Below are 7,937 nucleotides of genomic sequence, written 5' to 3' on the forward strand. Positions count from 1 at the left end.
CGCTCGGTGCCGGGGCCGTAGTCCACGATCTCGGCGGCGAACTCGTGCCCGAACACCAGGCCGTCGCGCGGGTCGTAGGGGGTGCCGCCGGAGCGCCGGGTGGTCTCCATGAACCCCTCGGGGTCGGCGAGGGCGTGCAGGTCCGAACCGCAGATGCCGCACGCCAGGGTCCGGACCAGCAGCTGGCCGTCCAGGGGCACCGGGTCCGGGACGTCGGTGACGGTGAGGGTGCCGTCCTTGGTCGTCAACGCCGCGCGCATCGGTTCCTCCCAGTATCCGGTGGCGGAATGTCGCTCCCGGAAACCGAACCACGTTCGCGCCCGCCGCGGTAGGCCCGTGCGCCGACGGATCTTGGCAGAAGTTGCCATTGGTACGTAACGGGACATATGTCACGTTGCGAAGCCATGAGAGCCTCACGCCTGGCGGTGTCGCTCGTCGCGGCCGCGTCGCTCGCGACGCCGACCGCGCTCGCGGACTCCGCCTCCGCCGCACCGCCCTCGTCCCCGTCCCCCTCCCCGTCCTGCGACCCCACCGGGACCGCGCCCGCCTACCGGGGGAAGGTCCCCTCCCCGAAGCGGGTGCTCGGCATCGAACTGGGCGACCGCGAGGTCACCGCCGCCGAGTCCGACCGGTACCTGGAGGCCGTCGCCGCGTCCAGCGAACGCGTCGTCTCCGGGACGCTCGCCACGTCCGCGCAGGGCCGTCCGCTGAAGTACGCCATCGTCGGACGTCCCGAACTGCTCACCCGCGCCGGGCTCGCACGCGTGCGCGGGGAGGCCGCGGCGCTGCGCGACCCGCGCACGCCCGCCAGGCTCGCCGAACGCCTCGCCGAGCGGGGCGTCCCGATCCTGTGGATCAGCGCCAACGTGCACGGCGACGAGCCCAGCGGCACCGACGCGGCGCTGAAGGTGCTGCGCGACCTCGGCGACCGCACCGACTGCGCCGCCCGGACGGTCCTCGACAACGCGCTGGTGGTCGTCCTGCCCACGCAGAACCCGGACGGCCGGACCCTGAACACGCGCCAGAACGCCTACGGGTTCGACATGAACCGCGACTGGTTCGCGCGCACGCAACCCGAGGTGGACGGCAAGCTCGCGATGCTCGACCGGTACCCGCCGGTGCTGTACATCGACGCGCACGAGATGGGCGGGACGTCGTTCTTCTTCCCGCCGAACGCCGACCCGATCTACCACGAGACGCCCGAGCAGGCGGTCGGCTGGATCAACGACATCTACGGCGCGGCGATGGCGGCCGAGTTCACCCGGCGGGGCATCGACTACTTCAACCGCGACACCTACGACCTCTTCTACCAGGGGTACGGCGACACGGTCCCGATCTCCGGCTTCCTCGCGGCCGGGATGACCTACGAGAAGGGCGACGAGAGCCCTTACCCGGAGCGCGTCAACGAGCACTACCTGACGCAGTGGGTGTCGCTGTCGCAGGCCGCGCTGAACCGGCGGCGGATCATGACCGAGTGGCACCGGATGGCCGTGGACGCCTACCGGCAGGGCGCCGCCGGGAAGCTGGAGCCGAACCAGATCTACAACCCGCCGAACCAGGTCGACCGGCAGGTCCCGGACCGGCTCGTCCGGCGGTACTTCCTGCGCGCCGACGACCCCGCGAAGGGCCCCGAGGTGCGGACGATCGTGCGCCGGCTGCAGCGGATGGGCGTGCGGGTCGACCGGCTCGTCCGGCCGCTGGCGGTGCCCGACTACAAGCCGTACGGACGGCCCGAGACCGGCACGACGCTGCCCGCCGGGACGTACACGGTCAGCATGGCGCAGGGCCAGAAGCACTGGATCCAGGCCATGCTGAACGAGGACTCCTACACGCCGTTCCCGTACTTCTACGACGTGACGGCCTGGTCGATGCCGCTGCTGCAGAACGTCGCGGGCGGGTCGTCCGGGGCGCCGCTCCACCCGAGGACCCGGCCCGTGCCGCCGCTGCCCGCCGAGACGCCGGGGCACTCCGGCAAGGCCCCGAAGGTCGGCATCCTTCAGCTGTCGGCGACGTCGTCCAGCGCGCGGCAGTCGGCCGGGTGGCTCCGGTCCCGCCTGGACCGCGAGTGGAAGGTGCCGTACACGCTGCTCAACCCGGCGGACGTGGCGGCCGGGAAGCTCGCGGGCGTGCGGGTGCTGGTCGTCCCGAACGGCCCGGCGGCGACCGCCGACAAGGCGCTCGGCGACGCCGGACGGGCAGCGCTCGCGGCGTTCGTCCAGAACGGCGGCCGGTACGTCGGCTGGCAGGGCGGCGCGCAGCTCGCCGCGCGCGTGGGCATCACGACCGACACCTTCAGCGACCCGACCTCGGACGTCCCGGGCTCGCTGTTCCGGGTCAAGGTGGACGGCCGCAGCCCGCTCGCGCGCGGGGTCGGCGGCACCGCCTGGCAGTTCTACGCCTACGACCCGGTGATGCGGCAGAGCGATCCGGCCAAGGTCGCGGCCGGCTACCCGGACGCGTCCTCGCCGGACTGGTTCGTCTCCGGGTACGAGCGCGGCGCGGCCGAACTCGGCGGGACCGCCGCCGTCACCGACGAGCCGGTGGGCAAGGGCCGGACGGTCCTGTTCGGCGGCGAGCCGAACTTCCGCGCGTTCAGCGACGGCACCGCGAAGCTGCTGTACAACGCGCTGCTCGGACCGGACCCGAGGGCGGGGGTCTCCGGGCTCGCCGCGCCCCGCCCGCAGGCGGTCGCGGACGCTCCGCTCCAGGTCGAGTCCCCGATCCGGGTCTCGGTCAAGGCGGCCGACGCCGGCCGGGCGGCCGGGATCCTGCGTTCGGTGGGCGCCCGCTACACCGAGCGGCGGGCGGGCGGCGTCGTCCACTACGTGATCGACAACCCGGCCGGCCTCCCGACCGACCACCACCCGTTCGCCGGACGCCTGCCGTCCCTCATCCGCCAGGCGGGCATCACGCCGGTGGCGGTCGTCCTTCCCTGACGGCCGCACGTCCCGGGGACGGTCCGCGAAGGCCGTCCCCGGGGCGGTGGGCGCCGGTCAGCCCGCGATCCAGGCGATGGCGGTCATGGTGCCGGGCGGGACCTCGGTGAAGCCGCCGTCGCGGACGGCCACGGTGGCACGCTCCACGCAGTCGTGCCAGGGGACGTCCCGGGCCAGGTGGACGCGCAGGCCGTTCTCCAGCCAGCGCTTCCGGGCGCGTCCGCCCGCCTGCCTGAGCAGCAGGTGGGCGGCGTGCCCGCACTGGGCGGCGGCCTTGCCGGTGGTCATGGTGACGTCCGGGTTCAGCGCGATCTCGGCGTACGGGCCGTCCGGCGGAGCGAGGGGCTCCTCGGCGGGCGGCAGGTCGAGGCCGGCGACCTGGAGCTTGGTGATCTGCGGCGGGACCTCGTCCATCGGGCCGGGCGGGAACGCGCGCACCTGCGCGCCGTACGCCTCGGCGGTCACGCCCGGAAGCTCCTGGACCTCGGGCCAGCGGATCCCCCGGGCACGGCGCGCCACCTTGCGGATGCGCCGCGACTCCCAGCCTTGGACGGCGGCCTGCCATTCGCCCTCGGGCTCGTGCGCGCGCGGGTCGGCGAGCAACCGCGCCACGGCCGTCGCGGCGGCCGCGCAGACGGCGTCGTGGCTCGGCGGATCGGCCTTCTCCACGCGCACTACCAGTTGCATCGCCCAGGGCGGGTCGTCGAGCGGGTCGTAGTCGGGTCGCACGCCTGGAGTATTCCAGTTCCAATCTCCTGCCCCGGACGCGACTTCACCGCCACGCATCCGGGTACGGCTCACATATCGCTCGCTCCAACGCGGCAGGGGAGGCGGCGCGCGGGCGGTCGGAGAGGGAGCCGAGCGGCGCGAGGCGGGTCGGAGGTCGCCGTGGCCAGCAGTACCTGGAAAGAGACCATTCCGGGCATCGGGACGTTCTTCGTGGGGATCGACATCGCGCCCGGCCGCTACCGGTGCGAGGACGGCCGGGGCGGCTGGTGGGTGCGCTTCACCGGCCCGGCCGGCGACGACCCGGTGGGCGCGTGGCCGCTGCCCGCCGGCCCGACCGAGATCGACATCTCCCCCGGCGACTTCGCGTTCGAGACCCACGTGCGCACGTACTGGTCGCGCGTCGGGGACGCCGGGTCGGGCGCGTCCGGGCCGCGTCCGGTGGCCGACCCGACGCTGCGCGCCGAACTCGACCCGCTCGTCCGGCGCCGCCGTCCGCTGGTGGTGCTCGCGCCGTTCACGGTGCTCGGGGTGGGGTTCGCGGGGCTGCCGGTGCTGGGGTCGATGTGGCTGCTCGGCATGACGATGCTGGCGGCCCTGGTCGCGATCGGCTCGCCGACGTTCCTGCTCGACGTGCACCGCGCGCACGAGCTGGACCGCCGCCGTGACCGCTTCGTCGTCGCCGACGACCTGGACGAGGACGCGCGCGCCCTGCTGGTCCGGGCGCAGGCGGCCGTGGACACCGTCCGCGAGAGCGAGGTCAACCGGGAGGGGCTGCTCGACAAGGCCGAGAACGCGGTGCTGCTGCCCCGGGAGGAGTGGGAGATCGCGCACGTCCTGGCCCACCAGTCGCGGCTGCGGGCGGACGATCCGAAGCCGGTCGACGAGCTGCCCGAGGTGGCGGCGGCGCTGGGCGTGCTGCGGGAGAAGCTGGCCCTGTCGGTGACCGCCGTGACCCGCCGCGTCGAGGCGCTGGAGCGGTACGCCGACCGCGTCCGCGCCGCCGACGACGCCTTCCGCGCGCAGCGGCGCATCGACGAACTCACCGAGCGCGCGCACGAGTACGACGAGGTGCTCGCGGAGACCGTCCGGGACGAGATGGCGCTGCCGGAGATCGAGCGCATGACCGAGCGCACCGACGACGTCCTGCGCCTGCTGCGCGCACGGCTGAAGGAGTCCTCCCCGGACGAGTAGGCAACGGCCGCCCGGCGGACGGTCTTGTCCCGCTCCGTCCGCGCGGCGGGTCAGAGGCCGGTCAGAGGCGGGTCAGAGGACCAGCGACGCGATCTGCTCGGGTCCGGTGAACACCTCGGCGGTCATCCCGGCCGCCCGCGCGGCGAGGACGTTGCGTTCGGCGTCGTCGAAGAAGACGACGTCGGACGGGCGGACGCCGAGGCGGGCGGCGCAGATCTCGTAGGCGCGCGGGTCCGGCTTGGCGACGCCGATCTCGCAGGAGTAGACGCGCTCGGAGAAGTGGCCGAGCCAGTCGCCGTGCTTGGCCTCGAAGCGCGGGACGAGGTCGGTGATGATGTTGGAGAGCAGGCCGAGGGTGCGGCCGCGGCCCGCGAGCTCGGCGACGAGCGCGACCATGCGGTCGTCCACGTCGGTCCAGCTGTCGAGGTCGGCCTCGATGAGCGCGGGGACGTCGGCGAAGCGGACACCGAGGCGGGCGGCGACGTCGCCCCAGTAGGCGGCGCTCTCCCGGCCCGCGTCGTAGGCGGGGCGGCAGGCCCAGTAGGCGGCCCAGAAGGGCTCTCCGGAGACGCCCGCGAGCTCCTCGATGCGCTTCCTGGCGGCGTCGGTCTGGGTACGGGCGATCACGCCGTAGAGGTCGAACACGATGGTTTGGGACATGCCGTCCAGGCTAGGGTCCGGTTCCCGTCCTCGGCGCCCCGGCGGACGGTGCGACATGCGCGGAGGACGTGCGGAGGTATTGACCAAGCGCTAGATTTCCATCTCCGGGGCGACACCCCGGCGGATTTGAGCAAGCGGTTGGGCGGACGCGGCATAATGAGAGCGTGACGACCACGAGCACTAATTCCGGACGACCGAAATCAGGCGGCGGGGAGCCCGCGGCCCGGCGGCGCGGCAGGGGCTCGTCGGCCGCCGCGTCCGAGCGGCGCGAGCACCTGGTGCGGCTCGCCGCCGAGCTGTTCGCCGAGAAGGGCTTCCAGGCCACGACGGTGCGCAACATCGCCGACGAGGCGGGCATCCTGTCCGGCAGCCTCTACCACCACTTCGACTCCAAGGAGTCGATCGTGGACGAGATCCTGTCCGGCTTCTTCGAAGAGATCATGACCCGGTACCGCGAGGTCATCGACCGCGGCGAGGACCCGCGGGCCACCATCGCGGGCCTGGTCCGCATCGCGTTCGGCACCCTGGAGCCGCACCGCGCCGCGATCACGGTCATGCAGAACGACTGGAACTACCTCAAGGGGATGGAGCGGTTCGCCTACCTCACCAAGTCCGAGGACGAGGTCGAGAAGATGTGGGTGGACACCATCAAGGCCGGCCAGCGGGAGGGCCTGTTCCGCCCCGACGTGGACCCCAAGCTCACCTACCGGATGATCCGCGACACCGTCTGGGTCGCCGTCCGCTGGTTCAAGCCGGGCGGGCGCCTCGACGCGCAGGGCCTCGCCGAGCACTACCTGAAGGTCATGTTCGACGGGATCAACACGCACTGACGTCCCGTCCGCCTCCGGCCGCCGCCTTCCGCGCGGCCGCACCCGAACCCGCCCCCAGCGCCGTCCGCGCGCGGGCGGGTTCTTCGTGTGCGGAGGGCGGCGCGCGCGGGGCGGGGCGACGGCGCGGTGTGGGACGCGCCACATCCTCAGGGGCCCCCGGTGCTTTTCGTCACACCTTGCCAAGTTAGGGTCACACGCGAAGCAGCGGGGATGTTGGGACCGATGAGTATTCGGGGGGAGGGCCGCATGACGGGATCACCGGGGAACAACACGGCCGGGCGGGAGGAGCCGCCGCCCGCGGAACTGCGCGAGGCGATGGCGCGCGGCCTTCAGGGACAGTTCCCGGGCGTCCGGGTCTGGTACGGCGAGGCCACCGGCTCCTGGTGGGCGATGGTGCCGCTGCGCTCGGGCCCGCGCCTGATCGAGGCCGACACGTCCCAGCAGTTGCGCGACGCCATCATGAGCGTCCGCTCGCGCGGCTGACCACGGAACGAGCCGCAGCACGCAGCACGCATGACCCACGCAGCACGCATGACAGATGGGAACGCGCCCGCGGACAACCGCGGGCGCGTTTCCATTCGCCTGTACGTGATCCGGCCGTCAGTGACGCGTGGGCACCGGGGCCTGCACGGCGGGCTGCGCCTGCCGGCGGCGCAGGAATTTCGGGACCCACCAGTTGGCCTCGCCGCACAGTTCCATGAGCGCTGGGACGAGCAGCATCCGCACGACGGTCGCGTCGATGAGGATCGCGACGCCCATGCCGAGGCCGACCTGCTTGACCGCGACGTCCGCGCCGAGCAGCACCGACAGGAACACCATCATCATGATCGCGGCTGCGGCGGTGATGACCCGGGCGGTGCCGGCCACCCCGCCCGCGACGGCCTGCCGGGTCGGCATGCCGAGCTCGTGGTTCTCCCGGATCCGGGAGACCAGGAAGACCTCGTAGTCCATCGACAGCCCGAACAGGATCGGGAACATGATCATCGGGACCCAGGTGGCGACCGGCATCGAGGTCGGGAAGCCCAGCAGTTTCCCGGCCCAGCCCCACTGCACCACGGCGGTGAGCACCCCGTAGGCGGCGGCGATCGACAGCAGGTTCATCAGCGCCGCCTGCGCGGCGACGACGATCGAGCGGACGAGCGCGACCAGCAGCAGCAGTGACAGCCCGACGACGACCGCGACCAGCCACGGCAGCCGGCTCTGCACGTTGTCGGCGAAGTCGATCGAGGCCGCGTTGGGTCCGCCGACGAACACCTTGCCCGCGAGCGGGGTGCCGCGCGTCGCGTCCGGGACGACCGTGTCGCGCAGGTGGTGGACGAGGTTCTGCGTCGCCTCGTCCTGGGCTCCGGTGCGGGCGTAGGCGATGGTGACCGAGGCCGTGCCGTCGGTGCTCGTCCGCGGCGGCTGGACGCTCTCGACGCCCGGCGTGGCGCGCACCGCGTTCGCGACGCGGGCGGCGTCACCGCCCTGGGAGACGATCACCAGCGGGGCCTCGACGCCCGGGCCGAAGCCGCGCGCGACGATCTCGTGCGCGGCGTACGCGCTGTTGCCGTGCGGCTGCGTGGACGAGTCGGGCAGGCTGAGCCGCATC

8 protein-coding genes are annotated in these 7,937 nt (G+C 73.1%); 4 read left to right on the forward strand and 4 right to left on the reverse strand.

The annotated features are described in order from the left end of the window. On the reverse strand, window positions 1-260 hold a 260-nt coding region (locus AB0J52_RS19035; protein WP_500182917.1), incomplete at its 3' end, for an alcohol dehydrogenase catalytic domain-containing protein. Window positions 261-404: 144 nt separating this feature from the next. Here AB0J52_RS19035 and AB0J52_RS19040 point away from each other — a divergent pair. After that, window positions 405-2,936: a M14 family zinc carboxypeptidase gene (locus tag AB0J52_RS19040; RefSeq protein ID WP_500182918.1), complete on the forward strand. Its 2,532-nt coding sequence runs from the start codon at window positions 405-407 to the stop codon at window positions 2,934-2,936. A 57-nt stretch (window positions 2,937-2,993) separates the two neighbouring features. On the opposite strand, the gene AB0J52_RS19045 is transcribed toward AB0J52_RS19040, so the two are convergent. Then, window positions 2,994-3,665, reverse strand: a complete 672-nt coding sequence (locus tag AB0J52_RS19045) for a hypothetical protein (protein WP_500182919.1) — start codon at window positions 3,663-3,665, stop codon at window positions 2,994-2,996. Window positions 3,666-3,824: 159 nt separating this feature from the next. Here AB0J52_RS19045 and AB0J52_RS19050 point away from each other — a divergent pair, with 159 nt between their 5' ends. Then, complete coding sequence (locus AB0J52_RS19050; protein WP_500182920.1) at window positions 3,825-4,856, forward strand: Rv1352/Rv1906c domain-containing protein; 1,032 nt, start codon at window positions 3,825-3,827, stop codon at window positions 4,854-4,856. A 72-nt stretch (window positions 4,857-4,928) separates the two neighbouring features. On the opposite strand, the gene AB0J52_RS19055 is transcribed toward AB0J52_RS19050, so the two are convergent. After that, window positions 4,929-5,516, reverse strand: a complete 588-nt coding sequence (locus AB0J52_RS19055) for an HAD family hydrolase (RefSeq protein ID WP_500182921.1) — start codon at window positions 5,514-5,516, stop codon at window positions 4,929-4,931. 164 nt (window positions 5,517-5,680) lie between these two features. Between AB0J52_RS19055 and AB0J52_RS19060 the strand changes: the two genes are divergently transcribed. Together AB0J52_RS19060 and AB0J52_RS19065 are read left to right on the forward strand one after the other, a co-directional pair. Then, window positions 5,681-6,346, forward strand: a complete 666-nt coding sequence (locus AB0J52_RS19060; RefSeq protein WP_500182922.1) for a TetR/AcrR family transcriptional regulator — start codon at window positions 5,681-5,683, stop codon at window positions 6,344-6,346. Between the two features lie 246 nt (window positions 6,347-6,592). Further along, complete coding sequence (locus tag AB0J52_RS19065) at window positions 6,593-6,829, forward strand: hypothetical protein (RefSeq protein WP_500182923.1); 237 nt, start codon at window positions 6,593-6,595, stop codon at window positions 6,827-6,829. A 117-nt stretch (window positions 6,830-6,946) separates the two neighbouring features. Here AB0J52_RS19065 and AB0J52_RS19070 read toward each other — a convergent pair. Then, a partial coding sequence (locus AB0J52_RS19070; RefSeq protein ID WP_500182924.1) for an MMPL family transporter occupies window positions 6,947-7,937 on the reverse strand: 991 nt, incomplete at its 5' end.

This window comes from Spirillospora sp. NPDC049652 (genome assembly GCF_040675125.1).
In the GTDB taxonomy this organism is placed as follows: Bacteria; Actinomycetota; Actinomycetes; order Streptosporangiales; family Streptosporangiaceae; genus Spirillospora.